The 22,362-nt window shown below is 43.1% G+C and carries 16 protein-coding genes and 1 tRNA gene; 11 read left to right on the top strand and 6 right to left on the bottom strand.

The features are described from left to right. Positions 1-73: 73 nt before the first annotated feature. Positions 74-1,927, top strand: coding sequence for a DUF349 domain-containing protein (locus GD631_RS09040; RefSeq protein WP_143259129.1), 1,854 nt, complete (start codon positions 74-76; stop codon positions 1,925-1,927). Positions 1,928-2,228: 301 nt separating this feature from the next. Here the strand turns inward: GD631_RS09040 and GD631_RS09035 are convergent. Next, a tRNA-Gln gene (locus tag GD631_RS09035) sits at positions 2,229-2,299 on the bottom strand. Between the two features lie 264 nt (positions 2,300-2,563). On the opposite strand from GD631_RS09035, the gene rsfS reads away from it, so the two are divergent. Genes rsfS through GD631_RS09020 form a run of 3 tightly spaced genes read left to right on the top strand, consistent with a single transcriptional unit; the run spans position 2,564 to position 5,945 of the window. Then, entirely contained in the window at positions 2,564-2,923 is a 360-nt protein-coding gene (rsfS, locus tag GD631_RS09030; protein WP_143259128.1) for a ribosome silencing factor, read from the top strand. Positions 2,924-2,932: 9 nt separating this feature from the next. Beyond that, positions 2,933-5,086: an ATP-dependent zinc metalloprotease FtsH gene (gene ftsH, locus GD631_RS09025; RefSeq protein ID WP_143259127.1), complete on the top strand. Its 2,154-nt coding sequence runs from the start codon at positions 2,933-2,935 to the stop codon at positions 5,084-5,086. A 16-nt stretch (positions 5,087-5,102) separates the two neighbouring features. Beyond that, positions 5,103-5,945: a phosphatidate cytidylyltransferase gene (locus GD631_RS09020; protein WP_143259126.1), complete on the top strand. Its 843-nt coding sequence runs from the start codon at positions 5,103-5,105 to the stop codon at positions 5,943-5,945. A 106-nt stretch (positions 5,946-6,051) separates the two neighbouring features. On the opposite strand, the gene GD631_RS09015 is transcribed toward GD631_RS09020, so the two are convergent. The 3 genes from GD631_RS09015 to surE all read right to left on the bottom strand — a co-directional run bounded on the left by GD631_RS09015 (position 6,052) and on the right by surE (position 8,882). Then, the gene (locus GD631_RS09015; RefSeq protein ID WP_143259125.1) at positions 6,052-6,843 is read right to left on the bottom strand and encodes a NigD1/NigD2 family lipoprotein; all 792 of its coding nucleotides are present in this window, start codon (positions 6,841-6,843) and stop codon (positions 6,052-6,054) included. Positions 6,844-6,937: 94 nt separating this feature from the next. Further along, positions 6,938-8,074, bottom strand: a complete 1,137-nt coding sequence (gene lpxB / locus GD631_RS09010) for a lipid-A-disaccharide synthase (protein ID WP_143259124.1) — start codon at positions 8,072-8,074, stop codon at positions 6,938-6,940. A 40-nt stretch (positions 8,075-8,114) separates the two neighbouring features. Beyond that, positions 8,115-8,882 (bottom strand): 5'/3'-nucleotidase SurE, encoded by a 768-nt coding sequence (gene surE / locus GD631_RS09005; RefSeq protein ID WP_143259123.1) that lies wholly within the window; start codon positions 8,880-8,882, stop codon positions 8,115-8,117. Between the two features lie 354 nt (positions 8,883-9,236). Here surE and GD631_RS09000 point away from each other — a divergent pair, with 354 nt between their 5' ends. From GD631_RS09000 to GD631_RS08980, 5 genes are all read left to right on the top strand, one after another. Then, positions 9,237-10,001: a ParA family protein gene (locus tag GD631_RS09000; protein ID WP_004301394.1), complete on the top strand. Its 765-nt coding sequence runs from the start codon at positions 9,237-9,239 to the stop codon at positions 9,999-10,001. Positions 10,002-10,017: 16 nt separating this feature from the next. Continuing rightward, a complete protein-coding gene (locus tag GD631_RS08995; RefSeq protein WP_120144460.1) occupies positions 10,018-10,908 on the top strand; it encodes a ParB/RepB/Spo0J family partition protein in 891 nt (296 codons plus the stop codon). Beyond that, positions 10,909-11,796, top strand: coding sequence for a DUF5683 domain-containing protein (locus GD631_RS08990; protein WP_143259122.1), 888 nt, complete (start codon positions 10,909-10,911; stop codon positions 11,794-11,796). A 33-nt stretch (positions 11,797-11,829) separates the two neighbouring features. Then, complete coding sequence (locus GD631_RS08985) at positions 11,830-13,125, top strand: lytic transglycosylase domain-containing protein (protein WP_143259121.1); 1,296 nt, start codon at positions 11,830-11,832, stop codon at positions 13,123-13,125. A gap of 72 nt (positions 13,126-13,197) precedes the next feature. Then, a complete protein-coding gene (locus GD631_RS08980) occupies positions 13,198-15,438 on the top strand; it encodes a RelA/SpoT family protein (protein ID WP_143259120.1) in 2,241 nt (746 codons plus the stop codon). 36 nt (positions 15,439-15,474) lie between these two features. On the opposite strand, the gene GD631_RS08975 is transcribed toward GD631_RS08980, so the two are convergent. Then, a complete protein-coding gene (locus tag GD631_RS08975; protein WP_004301384.1) occupies positions 15,475-15,819 on the bottom strand; it encodes a MerR family transcriptional regulator in 345 nt (114 codons plus the stop codon). Between the two features lie 21 nt (positions 15,820-15,840). Further along, on the bottom strand, positions 15,841-16,809 hold the full coding sequence (locus tag GD631_RS08970) for a M23 family metallopeptidase (RefSeq protein ID WP_004305395.1): 969 nt from the start codon (positions 16,807-16,809) through the stop codon (positions 15,841-15,843). A 171-nt stretch (positions 16,810-16,980) separates the two neighbouring features. Here GD631_RS08970 and alaS point away from each other — a divergent pair, with 171 nt between their 5' ends. Both alaS and GD631_RS08960 read left to right on the top strand, forming a co-directional pair. Then, positions 16,981-19,599 (top strand): alanine--tRNA ligase, encoded by a 2,619-nt coding sequence (alaS, locus tag GD631_RS08965; RefSeq protein ID WP_009039028.1) that lies wholly within the window; start codon positions 16,981-16,983, stop codon positions 19,597-19,599. A gap of 524 nt (positions 19,600-20,123) precedes the next feature. After that, positions 20,124-22,361 carry a GH92 family glycosyl hydrolase gene (locus GD631_RS08960; RefSeq protein WP_143259159.1) on the top strand — a complete coding sequence of 746 codons (2,238 nt, stop codon included), beginning with the start codon at positions 20,124-20,126 and terminating at the stop codon, positions 22,359-22,361. The last annotated feature ends 1 nt before the right edge of the window (position 22,362 follow it).

Raw genomic sequence — 22,362 nt, 5'->3', positions numbered from 1 at the left:
TAAAAAAAAATAAGCAAAATAGTATGAAGTAATCGTTTTATTTCATTAATTTGTGACCCAAAACTAATATACAATGATGGACGCTCGAGACACTAATCAACCCTTGAACCAAGGGGAATTAGAAGAAGAAAAGAAAACAGTCGAGGTTTCTGAAGCTATTACAGAGACTCCGACTGAAGATGTTACTGCCGAAGTTCAACCTGAAGCAGCTCCTAAACCTGCCACTAAGGAAGATGTACTAAACCAGCTAAAAGAGCTTGCGCAAGACGCTGAGAATGCGAACAAGCAGGAAATTGACAATCTGAAACAATCATTCTACAAGTTACATAATGCCGAGTTGGAAGCTGCTAAGGTACAGTTTACAGACAACGGTGGAAACATTGAAGATTTTGTTGCCGAAGAGGACCCGACAGAAGAAGAATTCAAACGTCTGATGGGAGTTATCAAGGAAAAACGTGGCAAACAGATTGCCGAACTGGAACGCCAGAAAGAAGAAAACCTGCAAGTGAAACTTTCCATTATTGAAGAGCTGAAAGAATTGGTGGAATCCGGAGATGACGCCAACAAATCTTATACGGAGTTCAAGAAGCTGCAACAGCAATGGAATGAGACGAAACTGGTGCCGCAAGGTAAAGTGAATGAACTTTGGAAAAACTATCAATTATATGTAGAGAAGTTCTACGATTTATTGAAACTGAACAATGAATTCCGCGAATATGACTTCAAAAAGAATCTGGAAATCAAAACGCATCTCTGCGAAGCGGCCGAAAAATTGGCTGACGAAGAAGATGTTGTTTCCGCTTTCCACCAACTTCAAAAGTTGCATCAGGAGTTCCGAGATACAGGTCCGGTAACCAAAGAGCTGCGCGATGAGATCTGGAACCGGTTCAAAACTGCTTCTACCGCTGTCAACCGCCGCCATCAGCAGCATTTCGAATCGCTGAAAGAAGCTGAACAGCATAATTTAGATCAAAAGACCGTAATCTGCGAAATCGTTGAAGCGATTGAGTATGATGAACTGAAAACATTCTCTGCCTGGGAAAACAAGACACAGGAAGTGATTGCCCTGCAAAACAAATGGAAAACCATCGGTTTTGCTCCCCAGAAGATGAATGTGAAGATCTTCGAACGCTTCCGCCATGCCTGCGATGATTTCTTCAAGAAAAAAGGAGAATTCTTCAAAAGCCTGAAAGAAGGAATGAACGAGAATCTGGAAAAGAAGAAAGCGCTCTGTGAAAAAGCAGAAGCTTTGAAAGACAGCACAGACTGGAAAGTAACTGCCGATACGCTGACCAAACTTCAAAAAGAATGGAAGACCATCGGACCGGTTGCTAAGAAACACTCGGATGCTATCTGGAAACGGTTCATCACAGCTTGCGACTACTTCTTCGAACAAAAGAACAAAGCTACTTCTTCACAACGCTCTGTAGAAACAGAGAATATGGAAAAGAAGAAAGCGTTAATCGAGAAGTTATCCGCAATTGATGAGAACATGGATGCCGAAGAAGCAAATACCTTGGTTCGGGATTTAATGAAAGAGTGGAACTCTATCGGTCATGTGCCATTCAAAGAAAAAGATAAGTTATACAAGCAGTATCACGGAATTATCGATCAGCTATTCGACCGCTTTAACATCAATGCTTCCAACAAGAAGTTAAGCAACTTCCGTTCGAATATCAGCAATATCCAGGGAGGCGGCACTCAATCTCTGTACAGAGAACGCGAAAAACTGGTACGTACTTATGAGAATATGAAGAATGAGCTTCAGACTTATGAGAACAACTTGGGCTTCCTCACTTCTACTTCCAAGAAAGGTAGTAGCCTGCTGACTGAATTGAACCGCAAGGTAGATAAACTGAAAGCAGACTTGGAACTGGTGTTACAAAAGATCAAAGTAATCGATGAATCAATAAAAGCAGAAGAATAAGATTTCTGCCCAATTGAGAGAAATAAAAAACAGGTTTTATGCTCACTTGAGCCATAAAACCTGTTTTTTATTTCTACTAAACAAGACAATAACCTGTTTAAGGATTTATTCTTTATTAATCAGCCTCACGGCTTCTTTTTACATAAGACTCGTATTTTCTTGACTATCAACGTGCATTCGTGTCACCGAATTTGCCACCGAATTAGCGTCAACTTTTTTCAAATGGCATTTGTCAAAGCACAAAAAACCCGCTAAAATTGCAATTTTAGCGGGTTTTTGTCAGTAAAAAGCTGGTGTTTTGTTGGGCTACCTGGATTCGAACCAGGAATGACAGGACCAGAATCTGTAGTGTTACCATTACACCATAGCCCAATGATTTTCGTTTGCGGGTGCAAAGATACAAATATTTTGGGAATTCAAAACAAATCTGATATTTTTTTTGCAAAAATGTCCAAATAAGCTTTCCAAACAAAAGCATCTCCACTAAAAAACACAAAAATTGAGGGATAACTTTCTTGTATCCAATAAATCAGCGTATATTTGTCAAAAATATCACGTTTATTATCAGAAACAAAGGATCACCTTTTTTTGTTATAAACAAATAGAGAACATGAATTATTAATCCCAATTACAGGAATGAACGATACTAAAGTATTAATTGAAAAAATAAAAGAAGGAATTCAAGAAAAAAAAGGTAAAAAGATAATCGTTGCCGATTTAACCAGCATAGAAGATACCATCTGTAAATATTTCGTTATCTGTCAGGGAAATTCTCCCAGTCAAGTGAGTGCAATAGTAGATTCAATCAAGGAATTTACACGCAAAGGTGCGGACAGCAAGCCTTATGCAATCGACGGACTCCGGAATGCAGAATGGGTAGCAATGGACTATGCCGATGTACTGGTACACGTCTTTTTGCCGGAGACAAGAGCTTTTTATAATCTTGAGCACCTCTGGGCAGATGCCAAACTTACTCAAATCCCCGATCTAGACTAATTAATGATTATGGACAATAATAATAGTAATAATAACAATAGCAATAAACCTAGCAATAAGGTTAATATGCCCAAGTTCAACCTGAACTGGATGTATATGATTATTGCCCTTATGCTTCTCGGCCTCTGGTGGGGCAGTGATTCAAAGGGAGCAGGAAGCAAAGCTGTAACTTACAGCGAGTTTCAGGACTATGTAAAAAAGGGTTATGTCAGCAAAGTATTGGGTTATGAAGATAAATCAATCGAAGCTTTCCTTAAACCGACCGCCGTAGGGGCTGTTTTTGGAGCCGACTCTACCAAAGTGGGACGCAACCCTGTCATTACAAGTAGAACGCCATCTACCGATAAACTGGAAGAGTTTTTGCAGGCAGAAAAGGAAGCCGGTCATTTTGACGGTTCATCTGATTATCCGCCCAAATCGGATATTTTCCCCGCAATTCTGATTCAGATACTCCCGCTTGTGTTGCTGGTTGCGTTATGGATATTCTTCATGCGCCGTATGAGCGGAGGCGGCAGTGGTGGCCCCGGTGGCGTATTTAATGTAGGAAAATCAAAAGCCCAGCTTTTTGAAAAAGGCGGAGCCATCAAGATTACATTTAAGGATGTAGCGGGCCTGGCTGAAGCGAAACAAGAAGTGGAGGAAATTGTTGAGTTCTTGAAGGAACCGCAGAAATATACGGATTTGGGAGGTAAGATACCCAAGGGAGCATTACTGGTAGGCCCTCCGGGAACCGGTAAAACATTGCTTGCCAAAGCTGTGGCCGGCGAAGCGAATGTGCCTTTCTTCTCATTGGCAGGTTCCGATTTCGTGGAGATGTTTGTGGGTGTAGGTGCGTCCCGTGTTCGCGACTTGTTTAAACAGGCTAAAGAGAAAGCTCCTTGTATCGTCTTTATTGATGAGATTGATGCCGTAGGACGTGCTCGTGGCAAGAACCCTGCAATGGGAGGAAATGATGAACGCGAAAACACTTTGAATCAGTTATTGACAGAAATGGACGGTTTCGGTTCCAACAGTGGTGTGATTATCCTTGCTGCTACCAACCGTGTAGACGTACTCGACAAGGCATTGCTTCGTGCAGGACGTTTTGACCGTCAGATACACGTAGATCTGCCCGACTTGAACGAACGTAAAGAAGTATTTGGTGTGCATTTGCGCCCGATTAAAATAGACGATAGTGTAGATGTAGACTTGCTGGCACGCCAGACTCCGGGATTCTCGGGTGCGGATATTGCCAATGTCTGCAACGAAGCTGCACTGATCGCTGCCCGCCACGGAAAGAAATTCGTAGGTAAGCAGGACTTCTTGGATGCGGTAGACCGTATCATCGGTGGTCTGGAAAAGAAAACCAAAATTACAACAGAAGCTGAAAGACGTTCCATCGCTTTACATGAAGCAGGACACGCTTCTATCTCTTGGTTACTGGAATATGCCAACCCACTGATTAAAGTGACTATCGTTCCTCGCGGACGTGCATTGGGAGCTGCCTGGTATCTGCCGGAAGAACGTCAAATCACTACCAAAGAGCAGATGTTGGACGAAATGTGTGCTACTTTGGGAGGACGCGCCGCTGAAGATTTATTCCTCGGCCGCATCTCGACAGGCGCCATGAACGACTTGGAAAGGGTGACTAAGCAGGCATATGGTATGATTGCCTATTTAGGTATGAGCGACAAACTGCCGAACTTATGCTATTACAACAACGATGAATATTCTTTCAACCGCCCATACAGCGAAAAGACAGCCGAATTGATTGACGAAGAAGTCAAGAGAATGGTGAACGAGCAGTATGACCGCGCCAAAAGAATTCTGTCAGAGAATAAAGAAGGACACAACGAACTGACGCAATTACTGATTGACAAAGAAGTAATCTTCGCAGAAGACGTTGAACGTATCTTCGGTAAACGCCCTTGGGCTTCCCGCTCGGAAGAAATCATGGCCGCTAAAGAAAGCCAGGATGCCGCAAGAGCAGAAAGAGAACTTGCCCAAAAGTTGAAGGAAGAAGAAAGAGAGATCAAAGAAGAGGAAGCTGAAAATACCGCAAAGGAAGAACAAGCATCCATAGACACCAAAGTTGCCGCAGAAGGTAAAAAGGTTACTGTGGAGGGTAAAGTTTCCGTAGAGGGTAAGTCTAATGGAGAAGAACAAGCTAACGGGTCCAACTAATTAAAACGAATAGATTTTGATTAACAATTTCATAAAACGAGCTATTACGGGTGTACTCTTCGTTGCCATCTTGGTGGGGTGCATCCTTTATGACGCATTCAGCTTTGGCATTCTGTTCACCGCTATCAGCGCACTGACCATTTATGAGTTCGGACAGCTGGTAAATATGCGCGCAGAAGGAGTGAAGATAAACAAGACCATTAATATGCTCGGCGGGGCTTACTTATTCCTTGCAGTCATGGGATTCTGCATTAATGCGGCCGATTCGAAGATATTCATCCCGTATGTGCTTTTATTGCTTTACATGATGATTAGCGAGTTGTATCTGAAAAAGGAGAACCCGGTACTTAACTGGGCTTATTCTATGCTTAGCCAACTTTATATCGGTCTGCCTTTTGCTTTGCTGAATGTATTGGCATTCCATAACGATCCGGAATACAGTAGCGTAAGTTACAATCCTATCCTACCGTTATCTATCTTTATTTTCCTTTGGTTAAATGACACGGGAGCCTATTGCATCGGTTCATTGATCGGCAAACACCGGTTGTTTGAACGTATTTCTCCCAAGAAATCGTGGGAAGGTTCCATCGGTGGCGGAGTGGTAGCAATCGGAGTATCTTTTATTCTCGCCCACTACTTCCCACTTATGTCAATGATTGAGTGGGCAGGATTGGCACTGGTGGTTGTTATATTCGGCACATGGGGCGACCTGACGGAGTCGTTATTGAAACGCCAGTTGCACGTTAAGGATTCGGGAACCATTCTTCCGGGACACGGTGGGATGCTCGATCGCTTTGACAGTTCTCTGATGGCTATACCGGCAGCCGTCGTTTATCTATATGCATTAACATGGTTCTGACGGGGGATTCTTTCTCAATCGATTAGAACTGAAACAAAATACAAAAGGTCGGGAACTTATACGAAAGTATCCCGACCTTTTTCACACACAGTAAATCACAGTTAGGTTATCGGATCGAAGAAGTGGAATGAACATCCTTTGCTGCTTCCGGTACACCGACCGGGTGCTTCAAATCAAGAACGATCACTCTTCCTTCTCCATGTTCTCTTGAGTTTATTGTTACTTTAAAACCTTTTATTGTTGATTCGGCCTCTTTCTCTGTCGGGAAGAATTTTTCTAAGTTATAAGAAACTCGCCCCCATCCCCAGTAGTCAGTCACATCCTTATACGTATTATAACGCAGTTCCAAATGTATGTAACCATCTTCATCCACATTCAATGTTCCCGGCTCTGACGGTTCGCCCGGCTCTCCCGGTTCCATCTTATTTTGTACAAGACTGATACGATGTTTCTCCGAACGAGGCAACTCCTGGCGGAAAATTATGTTCAGAAACCTTCCTCCCAACCACATATCACCCTGATAAATCAAAATAGGATCATTTCCGAATTCTTCCGCTTCTTCCTCTGTCGACATATCTTCCACTTCTTTTGTCAACAGCTCCTGTATCCCTTCCATCTTCACCTGAACTCCTTTTCCTCCTTCCATATCATACAAAGGATTGAAAAAAGCCACAACACGCTCACCGTCCACCGGTTTAAACCAAGGAATAGAAGTAGCAACCGGATCAATCACTCCCCATCTGTCACCTTCCAAATAATAACCTCCTCCACCGGTTGTATGAACGGTCGCCCAGTCCCAACTGAAATCTCCAATAGAATAGCCATCATCATCACATGATTGCAACATTGGTACTAATGCCAATAATAAGATTCCTAAAAGCCACTTAAATTTTTTCATATCTTTTTCCTTTCTTTATTTTAGTCTTCTGCTTTATAAATAAAAAAGCCGTGCATTTACTGCATCGGCTTTACGTTTATTCAGAAAAAGAAAGTTATTTTTTCAACAATTGCAGCATTTCACGCGCTGCATGACGGGGAGCACCGGCAGGTCCCAACCGCTTGGCTACATACTCATACCCCAAAAGCATCTCATTTCTATATGCTTCATTTTCAATGATATTTTTCAATTCGCTCTGCATATTCTTCACGGTCATCGTATCCGCAACGAGTTCCTTTACCACCTCACGGTCGGCAATCAAATTTACCAACGAAATAAATTTCACTGTCAGGATATGACGCCGCAAGAAAGAAACCACTTTTCCGATCGGTGTGTGATAACAAACCACTTGAGGAACACGAAACAATGCCGTCTCAAGCGTAGCTGTCCCCGAAGTAACTAATGCTACATCCGCATGCTGCAACAGGCAATAAGTCTGATCGAAAATGATTTTCACTTTCGCTTCTCCTACATATTGTTTATAATACTCGGGAGCAATGGCAGGCGCACCGGCCAAGACAAGCTGATAGTCAGAAAAAGCGGAAGCAGCCTTCAACATATCCGGCAGATTATCTTTGATTTCCTGTTTCCGGCTACCGGCAAGAAGAGCGATAATCGGCTTATCTTCCAATTGATTCTCGACAATAAACTGCTCCTTATTTTTCGGATGAGCCGCCTGATAAGCTGCCACCTCATCCACGGTAGGGTTCCCTACATAGTGAATAGGATATTGATGCTTTCCTTCGAAGAATTCCACTTCAAAAGGAAGAATGGAGAAAAGCTCATCTACATCTCGTTTTATATTCTTGATACGGTATTCTTTCCACGCCCATATCTTCGGAGAAATATAATAGTAAACCGGTATCTGTGTCTTTGCATGGACAAACTTAGCAATATCAAGATTGAATCCCGGATAATCTACCAGAATAACAACGTCCGGCTTCCAAGAAACAATGTCTTCTTTGCAACGCTTCATATTTGCAAAGATAGTGTGCAGATGAAGTAATACAGGGATAAATCCCATGTATGCCAACTCCTTATAATGCTTCACCATCGTTCCTCCGACTGCCGCCATCAAGTCACCTCCGAAAAAACGGAAATTAGCCTGCGGGTCTTCTGCCTTTAAGGCAGCCATCAGATGGGAAGCGTGCAAGTCGCCGGAAGCTTCGCCGACAATCAGATAATACTTCATAATAGTTGATAGCTGATAGTTGATAACTGACAGTTATCAACTAATTAAACCATTGATTAAGTTCGTCTATAAAGTGATAAGCCGTTACGTCAACCGTGGTCGGGGTGATAGCAACATAGCCATTTGCCAAAGCCCAATGATCATTCTTCTCGTTTTCAGGTTCGTGATCGGTAAATTCACCGGTCAGCCAGAAATAGTTGGGATCATTCAGACGAGGACAGGCTGCCCATTCATTCGTCCAACCTCCTTTCGCCTGTTCACAGATTTTCACTCCTTTTATATCAGCTGTATCGGGAAAGTTTACATTCAGACAAGTCAAAGGAGGAAGTCCTTTTTCCAAGACCATGGAAGCGATACTGCGGACATAAGGTCCGGCAGCTTCAAAATCAGCATCGGGTGCATGATTGCACAAGGAGAAGCCAATAGAAGGAATTCCATTCAAACACCCCTCAAACACCACTCCCATCGTACCGGAATAATGTACGTTAGTGGCAGAGTTATCTCCATGATTGATACCGCCGACTACCAGGTCCGGAGTCCGGTCGAGCACTGTATTTCGTGCCAATTTGATGCAATCAGTCGGTGTTCCCGAACATTTATAAACAGTCAAACCCACTTCTTTCTTTACTAACTGGTAATGAACCGGCTGCGTCACCGTCAGCGCACAACCACTACCGGAACGCGGGGCATCAGGTGCCATCACTATGATATCTCCCAAAGGGCGAAGAAACTTCACCAGTTCATTAATACCTTTAGCCATCACGCCATCGTCATTCGAAACAAGTATCAACGGCTTCTCTTTTTCCATATATTCAATCCTTTCCTTTTTTATATTCGCACAAAAGTAACAAAAAGAAGCCGTACCGCCAAACACCTCCCCACATCAGATCGAAAAGTCTCTTTCATCCCCACTCCTACCCGTTTACAAATCTTAATCTTCTGCAAGCGAGCAAAAAAAGAAATAAATATCCAATATAAATATGTATATTTGCAAGCTCATAAAGAGAAAGTAGATGATGAACCTGTCGAAGTTTTGTAACCGTTTCGTCCGACAGTTATTAACAAAACAGGCGACTTATCAACAGAAATTGCAAAGTTTCTCTTTTTTCGTAGGCGCTCTAAGGATTTATCACTTATTTCGCTGCCAATAAATTTAGAGAATATGGGAAAAATTATTGCTTTGGCCAATCAAAAAGGCGGTGTAGGGAAAACAACGACTACGATTAATCTCGCAGCTTCACTTGCTACACTGGAAAAAAAGGTACTCGTGGTAGATGCCGACCCGCAAGCTAATGCCTCTTCCGGTCTGGGAGTAGACATCAAGCAGTCGGAATGCACTATCTATGAATGTATTATTGACAGAGCCAACGTACAGGACGCTATCCTTGACACGGAGATTGATTCTTTGAAAGTGATCTCTTCGCATATCAATCTTGTAGGGGCAGAGATTGAAATGCTAAACCTCCCAAACCGAGAAAAGATACTAAAAGAAGTACTCACACCTTTGAAGAAAGAATATGACTATATTCTGATAGACTGCTCTCCTTCATTAGGTCTAATCACGATCAATGCTTTGACGGCAGCCGACTCTGTGATTATCCCCGTTCAAGCTGAATATTTTGCTCTTGAAGGTATCAGCAAATTGTTGAATACCATCAAAATTATCAAGTCAAAACTGAATCCGGCCTTAGAAATCGAAGGTTTCTTGCTGACAATGTATGACTCTCGTCTGCGTCAGGCCAATCAGATTTACGACGAAGTGAAACGTCATTTCCAAGAACTGGTATTCAACACCGTTATTCAACGAAATGTGAAATTAAGCGAGGCTCCCAGCTACGGTGTCCCGACTATCCTATACGATGCGGAATCTACCGGTGCCAAAAACCACCTGGCTCTTGCTAAAGAAATTATCAACCGAAATAAATAAATATAAAGAAGAAGATATGGCAACACAAAAAAGGAATGCATTAGGACGCGGTCTAGACGCCTTGCTCTCAATGGATGATGTGAAAACCGAAGGGTCTTCTTCCATTAATGAAATAGAGCTGGCAAAGATTACTGTCAATCCTAACCAGCCCCGCCGTGAGTTTGACGAAACAGCATTGCAGGAACTGGCTGATTCCATTGCGGAAATCGGTATCATCCAACCTATTACCTTACGCAAACTCTCGGACGATGAGTATCAGATCATCGCGGGAGAACGTCGTTATCGTGCGTCACAAAAAGCAGGACTGAAAACAATCCCTGCTTATATACGCACAGCCGACGACGAAAACATGATGGAAATGGCGCTGATTGAAAATATCCAGCGTGAAGACCTGAATGCCGTAGAAATCGCACTTGCCTACCAGCATCTGCTCGATCAATACGAACTGACACAGGAACGTCTTAGCGAACGCATCGGAAAGAAAAGAACGACGATCGCCAACTACCTGCGCTTGCTGAAATTGCCGGCTCCTATACAGATGGCCCTGCAAAACAAGCAGTTGGACATGGGACATGCCCGTGCACTGATTTCATTAGGCGACCCTAAATTACAAGTTAAAATATTCGAAGAAATACAAGAGCACGGATATTCAGTCCGCAAAGTAGAAGAAATTGTTAAATCATTAAGCGAAGGAGAAGCTGTGAAAAGCGGCACACGGAAAATAACACCCAAACGTGGTAAACTTCCTGAAGAATTCAACTTATTGAAGCAACAACTCTCCGGCTTTTTCAACACCAAGGTACAACTCACCTGCTCTGAAAAGGGAAAAGGAAAGATAAGTATTCCTTTCGGTAACGAGGAGGAACTGGAACGTATCATGGAAATCTTCGATACGCTAAAGAAGTAAATGACAAGAAAAAGTAAGAAATATCAGTTACTAGTCAGCGCCCTGCTTCTCTGTTTTTTACAGGTGGCAGGGATTGATGTGTATGCACAATCCACTGTTACTCCGGTACGGAAAGATACAACAATCATACAGCGCGAAGCACCGAAAGCCCGTGCACGAAGACATCGTGAACCAGCCGCACAGGACTCTGTAAAAAAAGATTCTATCCGGATAACACCATCCAAAGAGCTTCCGGCCATCGACAGTTTGTCAGCTGCTAAAATACAGATAGCGGACAGCTTGGATGCGGTCAACAAGAAAGAGCTGAAAAAGATAGAGCAGCCGGCATCCATTGTTGTAAAGACTGACACTGTGCCGCCACCTACTCAAGATATAAACAAGAAAATATTCATCCCGAATCCGACCAAAGCAACGTGGCTGGCAGTCGTATTCCCCGGTGGAGGACAGATTTACAACCGTAAATACTGGAAGTTACCTATTATATATGGAGGGTTTGCAGGTTGTGCTTACGCCTTAAGCTGGAACGGCAAGATGTACAAAGACTATTCGCAAGCCTATCTGGATATTATGGACAGCAATCCGAATACGAAAAGTTACGAAGATTTGCTGCCCCCGAACTCCACTTACAATGAGGAGCAGTTGAAAAACACACTAAAACGAAGAAAAGATATGTTCCGTCGTTATCGGGACCTTAGTATATTTGCTTTTATCGGAGTTTATCTGATCTCTATCATCGACGCTTATGTTGATGCAGAGTTGTCCAACTTCGATATAACCCCCGACTTGAGCATGAAAGTAGAACCGGCTGTTATCGACAATAACAATCAGTTCCGCTCCAACAGTTTAAAAAGCAAGTCGGTTGGTCTGCAATGCGTATTACGATTTTAAAAACACAATTTAGATTGATCTTATTATTGAAGCATGAAGAAATTAGTTAACTATTGTTCGATTATTTTTCTTTTACTAGTGGCAACGTCTCAGGTAAAAGCGCAAAGTGTAGATGTAGTGATTCGTGAAAATGGAACTGAACGCAAAGAAAGCATCGACCTGCCTAAAAGTATGACATATCCACTTGACAGTCTGTTGAACGACTGGAAAGCCAAAAATTATATTGACTTAGGCAAAGATTGCAGCACGGCTGAAATCAACCCTTTATTCAGCGACTCTGTCTATATCGACCGCTTATCACGCATTCCGGCTATCATGGAAATGCCTTATAATGATATTATCCGCAAATTCATCGATATGTATGCAGGACGCTTGCGCAATCAGGTTTCTTTCATGTTAAGTGCCTGCAACTTCTATATGCCGATTTTTGAAGAAGCATTGGATGCATATGGGCTTCCACTGGAACTTAGATATCTCCCGATTATCGAATCTGCATTGAACCCCTCTGCCGTGTCACGCGCAGGTGCTTCCGGTCTGTGGCAATTCATGATTGGCACAGGTAAGATCTATGGTTTGGAATCAAACAGCCTGGTGGATGAACGTCGCGACCCGATTAAAGCTACTTGGGCTGCCGCACGTTATCTCAAAGAAATGTACGATATCTATGGAGACTGGAATCTTGTGATTGCTGCTTATAACTGTGGCCCCGGTACTATCAACAAGGCAATCCGCCGTGCCAATGGCGAAACGGATTACTGGAAAATCTATAATTACCTGCCTAAAGAGACACGTGGCTATGTGCCTGCTTTTATCGCCGCCAACTATGTGATGACTTACTACTGCGACCATAATATTTGTCCGATGGAAACAAATATTCCGGCAAGTACCGACACAGTACAAGTGAACAAGAATCTGCACTTCGAACAGATTGCTGATCTTTGCAATGTACCTTTGGATCAAATCAAGAGTTTGAATCCTCAATATAAGAAGCAAATGATCCCGGGTGACAGCAAGCCTTATACTTTAAGACTCCCCATCGATGCTATCAGTACTTTTATAGATAAGCAAGATACAATTTATGCACATCGTGCCGACGAATTGTTCCGCAACCGGAAAACCGTTGCAGTAAAGGAAATTACACCCTCAACCCGCAAAACGGCAACAGCCGTTGCCGGTAAAGGCAAACTGACCTACTACACAATAAAAAGTGGAGACACTTTGTCAACCATCGCCGGAAAGTATGGCGTCACGATTAAGGATATACAAAGGTGGAATGGAATGTCCAACACCAAAATTGCAGCAGGAAAACGATTGAAAATATACAAATAAACAGCTTCCTGCTTGCATCGTTCGGAAATTTGCTTATTTTTGCAGAACTAAGCAAGTGAAAGGATAACAATTATGGATAATCTACCCCCCAAAGAAATAAGTGACGAAGAGATGATCAATCAGGCGTTCCACGAACTACTGAATGATTATCTCAACACTAAACATCGCAAGAAAGTTGAAATCATTACGAAAGCTTTCAACTTCGCCAATCAGGCGCATAAAGGTATCAAACGCCGTTCGGGCGAACCTTATATTATGCACCCGATTGCTGTTGCCAGTATTGTATGTAATGAGATCGGCCTCGGTTCGACTTCTATCTGTGCGGCCTTGCTGCACGATGTAGTAGAAGACACTGATTACACAGTGGAAGACATTGAGAATATCTTTGGTCCGAAGATTGCCCAGATTGTGGACGGACTGACCAAAATATCCGGTGGAATCTTCGGCGACCGTGCTTCAGCACAGGCAGAGAACTTCAAGAAGTTGCTGCTCACCATGTCGAACGACATCCGGGTAATCCTTATCAAGATAGCCGACCGTTTGCACAACATGCGTACCCTCGGCTCTATGTTACCCAACAAACAATACAAGATTGCAGGCGAAACGCTCTACATCTATGCTCCACTCGCCAACCGTTTGGGACTCTATAAGATAAAAACAGAGCTTGAGAATCTAAGCTTTAAATATGAACACCCCGAAGAATATGCAGAAATAGAAGAGAAATTGAATGCCACAGCCGCCGAACGCGACAAGGTTTTCAACGACTTCACTGCTCCTATCCGTACACAGCTGGATAAGATGGGGCTGAAATACCGGATACTTGCCCGCGTAAAATCAATCTATTCCATCTGGAACAAGATGCAGACCAAGCATGTTCCTTTCGAAGAAATATTTGACTTGCTGGCTGTCCGAATCATTTTCGAACCACGCAATGAGGAAGAAGAACTCAACGACTGTTTCGACATCTACGTTTCCATCTCCAAAATATACAAGCCTCATCCGGACCGTCTGCGCGACTGGGTAAGCCATCCTAAAGCAAATGGTTATCAGGCATTGCATGTCACCCTGATGGGTAATAACGGACAATGGATTGAAGTCCAGATTCGTAGTGAACGAATGAATGACGTTGCCGAACAAGGTTTCGCCGCTCACTGGAAATACAAAGAAGGAGGAGGCAGCGAAGATGAAGGAGAGTTGGAAAAATGGTTGAAAACCATTAAGGAGATATTGGATGATCCGCAACCGGATGCCATTGACTTTCTGGATACCATCAAACTTAATTTATTTGCTTCTGAAATATTCGTGTTCACTCCCAAAGGTGAGTTGAAGACTATGCCGCAGAATTCTACGGCTCTCGACTTCGCATTTTCTTTGCATACGGATATTGGCAGTCATTGTATTGGTGCCAAAGTCAACCACAAACTTGTGCCATTGAGCCATAAATTGCAAAGTGGTGACCAAGTTGAAATTCTGACTTCAAAATCGCAACGTGTACAACCGCAATGGGAAGTTTTTGCAACTACTGCCCGTGCCCGTGCCAAGATAGCAGCCATTCTCCGCAAAGAACGCAAAGCAAACCAGAAGATAGGTGAAGAAATCCTTAATGAGTTTCTGAAAAAAGAGGAAATCCGTCCGGAAGAAGCAATTATTGAGAAGCTGCGCAAACTGCATAATGCCAAGAATGAAGAAGAACTACTGGCTGCTATTGGCAGTAAGGCAATCGTCTTGGGAGAAGCGGATAAGAATGAATTGAGAGAAAAGCAAACCAGTAACTGGAAGAAATATCTGACTTTTTCTTTCGGCAACAGCAAAGAGAAGCAGGAAGAAAAAGAGCCACAAGAAAAAGAAAAGATCAATCCGAAGCAAGTGCTCAAACTGACGGAAGAAAGTTTGCAGAAAAAATATATCATGGCGGAATGTTGCCATCCTATTCCCGGCGATGACGTATTGGGATATGTGGATGAAAACGACCGGATCATTATTCACAAACGCCAATGTCCTGTTGCCGCCAAACTGAAGAGCAGTTATGGCAACCGTATATTAGCGACAGAATGGGATACACACAAAGAATTATCTTTCCTGGTATATATATATATAAAAGGTATAGACAGCATGGGACTTTTGAATGAAGTCACCCAAGTTATCTCCAGACAGCTCAATGTAAATATCCGTAAGCTGACCATCGAAACCGAAGATGGTATCTTTGAGGGAAAAATTCAGTTATGGGTACATGATGTGGATGATGTGAGAACCATCTGTAACAATCTGAAGAAAATACAGAATATCAAACAGGTGAGCCGCGTAGAAGAATAACGTTGATCGACACATTCGTTATCGGTCAACGTTATTCTACTCCCGTCCATCCAATTCGCGCTTAATAGCCAAAAGCTCTTCTTTTATCGCTTTCAGCTTATTTACGATCTCATAATTACGAACCGTAGCTTCTTTATTATCCTTTAAACGTTGCCGGGCACCGGGAAGTGTCATGCCTTTCTCTTTTACCAAATGGTAGATAAGTCCAATCGTTTCTACGTCTTCTTTGCGATACTGACGTATTCCTCTTCCCGCTGTCTTAGGAGATATTTGCGGAAACTCCTTTTCCCAAAAACGGAGTAATGACGGATTGACTCCGAACATGTCGGCAACCTCTCCTATTGAATAATATAGCTTCAACTCTTTGTCTGTATTAAGCATAACACTCCTGTTTTAAGATTTTTAATCGAAAACTTTACCATGATTGGCTGCCAGCTGAATCATCTTCTCATAATCTTCGGCACTCAAATCCATGAAATAATAATTAACCGGATTCACTACCTGTCCTTTCACATGCACTTCATAATGCAGATGCGGACCGGTACTTTTTCCTGTACTACCCACTTTTCCGATAATCTCACCACGTACCACTTTCTTTCCGACTTTCGTATTAAATCCCTGCAAGTGAGCATACCGAGTGAGATACCCGAAACCATGATCTATCTCGATAGTATTACCGTATCCGGTTTCCCATCCCACTTTCACCACTGTTCCGTTTCCGGTAGCATAAACATCTGTTCCCGGATGAGCAGAAAAGTCCATACCTGCATGGAACTTTGTCGTACCATAAATAGGGTCGATACGTGTACCATAACCGGATGCAGTCTGACGAAGATCTTTATTCGAAATTGGCTGGATAGCCGGAATACATTTCAGCATCTCATCGTGGTTCTTGCACATATCAATCACATCATCGAAAGATTTCGACTGGATATAAAGCCTTTTGGAAAGCACGTCCAACTTTTGAGTCGTATTCACCACCAGCTTGGCATTTGCCAAATCCATTAGTTCTTCGTAACGGTTCGTCCCGCCATAACCTGCCTGACGGATAGCCGGGGAAACAGGATCTGCCTGCAAAATCACCCGATACAGATTATCGTCACGTTGCTGGATATCCTGAAGCACTCCCATGGCGTCGTCCAAACGCCGGGAAAGCACATTGTACTGTGCCAAAAGACGGCTGTTTTCAATTCTTAATTCTTTCTCCGACGGAGAGCCAAAAATCAAAAGCAATACAATAAAGCAACCAGCTCCCAACCCCATTCCATAGAAAAGCCGACGCAAGATACTAAGCGCACGCTGCCGTACGGTAGGGTAAATTCGATCATAAGTCTGGGTCTGTGGATTATAGATGTAGTATACTTTGCGCATCTTTTTGGAAATATTTCGCTTGTTAATACGGCAAAAGTAATAAAAACAAGCTATCTTTGCACAGTTTTTACGAATTTATGAGTTGTGATTTATGATTTATTGGGGATTCCTCCCCTCTCTCATATCCCACAGCCCATAATTCATAATTCATAAATCATAATTCTTCATTATATGTTGACTGCAAAAGAGATCAGAGATTCATTCAAGAATTTCTTTGAGTCGAAAGGACACCACATCGTTCCCTCGGCTCCGATGGTGATTAAAGATGACCCTACCCTGATGTTTACGAACGCGGGTATGAACCAGTTTAAAGATATTATTTTGGGTAACCACCCAGCGAAATACCAAAGAGTCGCGGACTCGCAAAAATGTTTGCGTGTAAGTGGAAAGCATAATGACTTGGAAGAAGTAGGGCACGATACGTACCACCACACCATGTTTGAAATGCTTGGTAACTGGTCGTTCGGCGATTACTTCAAGAAAGAAGCCATCAACTGGGCGTGGGAATATCTGGTAGAAGTCTTGAAACTGAATCCGGAACATCTCTATGCAACCGTATTTGAAGGAAGTCCTGAAGAAGGATTGAGCCGTGACGACGAAGCTGCTTCCTATTGGGAACAGTTCCTTCCGAAAGATCATATTATCAACGGTAACAAACACGATAACTTCTGGGAAATGGGTGATACAGGACCTTGCGGACCTTGTTCCGAAATCCATATCGACCTTCGTCCTGCTGAGGAACGTGCCAAGATCTCCGGTCGCGACCTCGTGAACCACGATCACCCACAGGTGATTGAAATCTGGAACCTCGTGTTCATGCAATACAACCGCAAAGCAGACGGCAGTCTTGAGCCGCTTCCTGCCAAGGTTATTGACACCGGTATGGGATTCGAACGTCTTTGTATGGCTTTGCAAGGCAAAACATCCAACTACGACACAGACGTATTCCAGCCAATGCTGAAAGCTATTGCAGCAATGTCGGGTACAGAATACGGAAAAGACAAACAACAAGATATCGCTATGCGTGTGATTGCCGACCATATCCGCACCATTGCATTCTCAATCACAGATGGTCAGTTGCCTTCTAATGCTAAAGCTGGCTACGTGATCCGCCGTATCCTTCGCCGTGCTGTTCGTTACGGATATACTTTCCTCGGACAGAAACAGGCATTTATGTACAAGTTGCTTCCTGTATTGATTGATAATATGGGAGAGGCTTATCCTGAACTGGTTGCGCAAAAGACACTGATTGAAAAAGTTATCAAGGAAGAAGAAGAATCATTCCTCCGCACTTTGGAAACAGGTATCCGTCTATTGGATAAGACAATGGAAGATACCAAAGCCAATGGAAAAACAGAAATCAGCGGTAAAGATGCCTTTACTTTATATGATACATTCGGTTTCCCGCTCGACTTGACAGAGTTGATTCTTCGTGAAAACGGAATGACTGTCAACATTGAAGAGTTCAATGAAGAAATGCAGCAACAGAAACAGCGTGCACGTAATGCTGCCGCCATCGAAACTGGTGACTGGATTGTACTTAAAGAAGGGACTACTGAGTTTGTTGGTTATGATTACACTGAATACGAAGCTTCTATCCTTCGCTATCGTCAGATCAAACAAAAGAACCAGACATTGTATCAGATTGTACTTGACTATACTCCGTTCTATGCGGAAAGTGGTGGTCAGGTAGGTGATACGGGTGTATTGGTTAGCGAATTCGAGACAATCGAAGTGGTCGATACAAAGAAAGAAAATAATCTTCCGATACATATTACCAAAAAGTTACCCGAACATCCGGAAGCTCCGATGATGGCTTGTGTGGATACCGACAAACGTGCTGCCTGCGCAGCTAATCACTCAGCGACTCACTTGCTGGATGCTGCTTTGCGTGAAGTGTTGGGTGAACACATCGAACAGAAAGGTTCATTGGTCACACCGGATTCATTGCGTTTCGACTTCTCTCATTTCCAGAAAGTGACCGATGAAGAAATCCGTAAAGTTGAACATATCGTCAATGCAAGAATCCGCGCTAATATTCCGTTGAAAGAATATCGCAATATTCCTATCGAGGAAGCTAAGGAGTTGGGAGCTATCGCTCTCTTTGGTGAAAAGTATGGCGACAGAGTTCGTGTGATCCAGTTCGGTACTTCTATCGAGTTCTGCGGTGGTACACACGTAGCTGCAACCGGAAATATCGGTATGGTAAAAATCATCTCCGAAAGTTCTGTTGCTGCCGGTGTTCGCCGTATTGAAGCTTACACCGGAGCACGCGTGGAAGAAATGCTGGATACAATACAAGATACACTCAGCGACTTAAAGGCTCTCTTCAACAATGCTCCTGACTTAAGAATTGCAATCCGTAAATATCTGGATGAAAACGCAGGATTGAAAAAGCAGGTGGAAGACTTCATGAAAGAGAAAGAAGCAGCTCTGAAGGAAAGATTACTGAAAAATGTACAAGAAATCCACGGTATCAAAGTAATCAAGTTCTGTGCTCCACTACCGGCAGAAGTAGTGAAGAATATCGCTTTCCAACTTCGGGGTGAAATCACAGAAAACTTGTTCTTCGTAGCCGGAAGTACAGACAATGGCAAACCGATGCTGACAGTAATGCTTAGCGATAATTTGGTTGCAGGTGGTCTGAAAGCTGGTAATCTGGTAAAAGAGGCTGCCAAACTGATTCAAGGTGGCGGCGGTGGCCAACCTCACTTCGCTACTGCAGGAGGTAAAAATGCTGATGGGCTACCGGCAGCAGTTGAAAAAGTACTGGAGCTGGCAGGAATCTAAGAATAAATAAAAAAGGCTGTCTAACAAGCCCCGAAAAAAAAGAAATCACCCCTGTCAGAGTTTGTTCTGATAGGGGTGAAATCGTTAAAAAGAGACTTATAGACATCCCCTTTTACGTAAAGACTTAAAATTAGACGCGTCTGAATAAATACATAAGAAACTCCCTATTAATGTAGAAAAAAATAGTGACGGTATATGCACAGGATAGTGACGGTATCGCTAGCATATAGCGTCACTATTTGCATCGGATAGCGTCACTATTTTACAGAAGGGAATTCACCAACAACAATTTCGGCTTGAATCCCCTTTTGAATCCCCTATAAAAGCATCGGGGAAGGATACTTCCGACCCTCCCCCAAAACCAAACAAACCCGGTAAGAAATAGAAGTCTATTTGTCTCTTTCTAAAAATATTAGCTTATAATTTAGGCTTGTCACAGTTTTTTTCTACCTTTGTGACCAGATTAATTATTTTTCTTATCCTTCAAATAAATAAAATAAGTAATCACTAATACCTAAAGAATGATGAGAACACCTGCTTATCTATGCCTGCTGTTAACCTGCATGCTCATTTCTTGTACCCCTACGCAAGAAAAACACGAAATAGATTACACATCTTATGTAAATCCATTTATCGGAACAGACTTCACTGGAAACACTTATCCTGGTGCCCAAGCTCCTTTCGGCATGGTGCAACTTAGCCCGGACAACGGACTCCCCGGATGGGACCGTATCTCCGGTTATTTCTATCCGGACAGTACGATTGCCGGTTTCAGCCACACACATCTTTCCGGCACTGGAGCGGGAGATTTGTATGACATTTCTTTCATGCCTGTCACTCTTCCCTACAAAGAAGCGGAAGCACCACTTGGCATCCACTCTAAATTTTCCCACAAGGATGAAAGTGCTCATGCCGGTTATTATCAAGTACGCCTGACTGATTACAACATCAACGTCGAACTGACTGCCACGGAGCGTTGTGGAATCCAACGTTATACCTTTCCGGAAGCCCAATCTGCTATCTTCTTAAATCTGAAGAAAGCCATGAACTGGGATTTTACCAACGATTCTCATATCGAAATCGTAGACTCCGTCACCATTCAAGGTTACCGTTTCTCCGATGGTTGGGCACGCGATCAACACATCTATTTCCGCACCCGCTTCTCCAAGCCTTTTGAGAAAATGAAACTGGACACAACTGCCATCATCAAAGACAATAAACGTATCGGCACAGCTGTTATTGCCCGCTTCGACTTCAATACTCAAAAGGATGAACAGATATTAGTTAACACCGCCATTTCCGGTGTCAGCATGGAAGGAGCTGCTAAAAACTTGCAAGCAGAAGTCCCCGAAAATGACTTCGACAAATATTTGGCGGAAACAAAAGCAAACTGGAACCGCCAGCTCGGAAAGATTGAAATAAAAAGTGATAATGAGAACGATAAAGTAAACTTCTACACTGCTCTCTATCACTCGATGATTGCTCCTACTATTTACAGTGATATAGACGGAGCTTACTATGGGCCCGACAAGAAAGTACACCAGGCTGACGGCTGGGTTAATTATAGCACCTTCTCTCTATGGGATACGTACCGTGCTGCCCACCCTCTCTTTACTTATACCGAACCTGAGCGTGTCAACGACATGGTGAAATCCTTCATCGCCTTCTACGAACAAAATGGCCGCTTACCTGTATGGAATTTCTACGGAAGTGAAACAGACATGATGATCGGTTATCATGCTGTCCCTGTTATTGTAGACGCCTATCTGAAAGGAATCGGCGACTTCGACGCAAAAAAAGCCCTTGATGCTTGCATAGCAACGGCTAATCTGGATAATTATCGTGGCATTGGACTCTATAAAGAATTAGGATACATACCTTACAACGTAACAGACCACTACAACGCAGAAAACTGGTCGTTATCCAAAACACTGGAATACGCTTTCGATGATTACTGCATTGCCGAAATGGCGAAGAAGATGGGCAAACAAGACATTGCGGACGAATTTTACAAACGCTCTCAAAACTACAAGAATGTATATAACCCCGCCACTTCTTTCATGCAGCCACGTGACGATAAAGGCACCTTTATCAAGGACTTCAAAGCCGATGACTATACGCCACACATCTGCGAAAGCAACGGATGGCAATACTTTTGGTCTGTTCAGCATGACATCAACGGATTGATCGACCTCACAGGAGGTAAAAACCGCTTTGCCGAAAAACTGGACAGTATGTTCACCTATCATCCGGCAGCAGATGACGAACTGCCTATCTTCAGCACGGGCATGATAGGACAATATGCACATGGCAATGAACCGAGCCATCATGTTATTTATCTGTTCAATGCTATAGGACAGGAAAGCCGTACACAAGAATATGTAGCCAAAGTGATGAACGAGCTCTACAAGAACGAGCCTGCCGGTCTTTGTGGCAACGAAGATTGCGGGCAGATGTCAGCATGGTATGTATTCAGTGCGATGGGATTCTATCCTGTTAACCCCGTCAGTGGAAAATACGAGATAGGTACTCCCCTATTCCCGGAAATGCAATTACATCTGGCGAATGGAAAGACTTTCACCGTACTGGCCCCCAAAGTGAACAAAGAAAATATCTATATCCAATCCATCAAAATAGATGGAAAGCCGTATGACAAAACGTATCTTACTCACGAGCAAATCATGAGTGGAGCGACTGTCGAATTTGAAATGAGTAATACACCTAAAACTATCGGAGTTATATCCAAAGAAAATAACCCATAAG

Origin of the sequence: Bacteroides luhongzhouii (genome assembly GCF_009193295.2) — a bacterium.
GTDB lineage: Bacteria > Bacteroidota > Bacteroidia > Bacteroidales > Bacteroidaceae > Bacteroides > Bacteroides luhongzhouii.
The sequence above is the reverse complement of the archived record's forward strand: the minus strand, read 5'-3'. Positions and strand labels throughout refer to the sequence as shown.

What these genes read in the sequence shown, in the direction of transcription:
- GD631_RS09015 (WP_143259125.1), bottom strand. Translation starts at nt 6,843, where the DNA reads ATGAAAAAATTTAAGTGGCTTTTAGGAATCTTATTATTGGCATTAGTA.
- ftsH (WP_143259127.1), top strand. Translation starts at nt 2,933, where the DNA reads ATGGACAATAATAATAGTAATAATAACAATAGCAATAAACCTAGCAAT.
- GD631_RS08985 (WP_143259121.1), top strand. Translation starts at nt 11,830, where the DNA reads ATGAAGAAATTAGTTAACTATTGTTCGATTATTTTTCTTTTACTAGTG.
- rsfS (WP_143259128.1), top strand. Translation starts at nt 2,564, where the DNA reads ATGAACGATACTAAAGTATTAATTGAAAAAATAAAAGAAGGAATTCAA.
- GD631_RS09040 (WP_143259129.1), top strand. Translation starts at nt 74, where the DNA reads ATGATGGACGCTCGAGACACTAATCAACCCTTGAACCAAGGGGAATTA.
- GD631_RS08990 (WP_143259122.1), top strand. Translation starts at nt 10,909, where the DNA reads ATGACAAGAAAAAGTAAGAAATATCAGTTACTAGTCAGCGCCCTGCTT.
- GD631_RS09000 (WP_004301394.1), top strand. Translation starts at nt 9,237, where the DNA reads ATGGGAAAAATTATTGCTTTGGCCAATCAAAAAGGCGGTGTAGGGAAA.
- GD631_RS08960 (WP_143259159.1), top strand. Translation starts at nt 20,124, where the DNA reads ATGAGAACACCTGCTTATCTATGCCTGCTGTTAACCTGCATGCTCATT.
- GD631_RS08980 (WP_143259120.1), top strand. Translation starts at nt 13,198, where the DNA reads ATGGATAATCTACCCCCCAAAGAAATAAGTGACGAAGAGATGATCAAT.
- GD631_RS08995 (WP_120144460.1), top strand. Translation starts at nt 10,018, where the DNA reads ATGGCAACACAAAAAAGGAATGCATTAGGACGCGGTCTAGACGCCTTG.
- surE (WP_143259123.1), bottom strand. Translation starts at nt 8,882, where the DNA reads ATGGAAAAAGAGAAGCCGTTGATACTTGTTTCGAATGACGATGGCGTG.
- GD631_RS08975 (WP_004301384.1), bottom strand. Translation starts at nt 15,819, where the DNA reads ATGCTTAATACAGACAAAGAGTTGAAGCTATATTATTCAATAGGAGAG.
- lpxB (WP_143259124.1), bottom strand. Translation starts at nt 8,074, where the DNA reads ATGAAGTATTATCTGATTGTCGGCGAAGCTTCCGGCGACTTGCACGCT.
- alaS (WP_009039028.1), top strand. Translation starts at nt 16,981, where the DNA reads ATGTTGACTGCAAAAGAGATCAGAGATTCATTCAAGAATTTCTTTGAG.
- GD631_RS08970 (WP_004305395.1), bottom strand. Translation starts at nt 16,809, where the DNA reads ATGCGCAAAGTATACTACATCTATAATCCACAGACCCAGACTTATGAT.